The organism is Vibrio sp. Y176 (assembly GCF_033438945.1).
The window spans coordinates 1-600 of the sequence record NZ_JAWOQS010000814.1 but is presented as its reverse complement, the minus strand read 5'-3'; the positions used below and the strand labels follow the sequence as shown (position 1 = coordinate 600).

Genomic DNA, 600 nt, shown 5'->3' with positions numbered 1-600 from the left:
CGTATCTGGATGAGGCCTCTGGCTTGCCTGGTGCAGATATCAATGCTCCCGAAGCTTGGGATATGACGAAAGGTAGTTCTGCCGTCAAGATAGCAATTCTCGATTCCGGTATTGATTGTCGTATGGCAGGGGATAGCGTGAGTAGCATTGAGTTCGGGAACGGAAAATGTGTTGAGCAGCAGAAGTTCATCACCGATTATCAAAGTGATACGTTAGAGGACGTGGTTGGACACGGCACTCATGTCGCAGGTATTGCGGCGGCTCAGACAGATAACGGTATTGGTATTGCTGGGGTCGGTTTTAACAGTTCTGTTGGCAACCTGAAGACGTGCTACGAATATCTGATTTATAGCTGCGATCCATTTTTTGGCTGCTTCCTTATCGCTGCGACGGGGGTATGCCCGCTATCTTCCTCTATTGATGCGATCACCTATGCTGCCGATAACGGCTACCACGTGATTAACATGAGTTATGGCTCTGATGAAATCGATGAAGAGGGCAACCCGATTAGCTTAGTCGGTTATAGCCAAGCGGAAAATGATGCCGTTAACTACGCTTGGGGGAAAGGCGTGTTGTTAGTGAGCGCAGCAGGGAACGCCG

At 49.5% G+C, this 600-nt stretch carries 1 protein-coding gene; it reads left to right on the top strand.

Annotated elements, in window-relative coordinates; all coding sequences use genetic code 11:
* Positions 1–600 (top strand): S8 family serine peptidase (locus R7O13_RS28815; protein WP_318305453.1); only part of this gene is annotated, 600 nt, incomplete at both ends.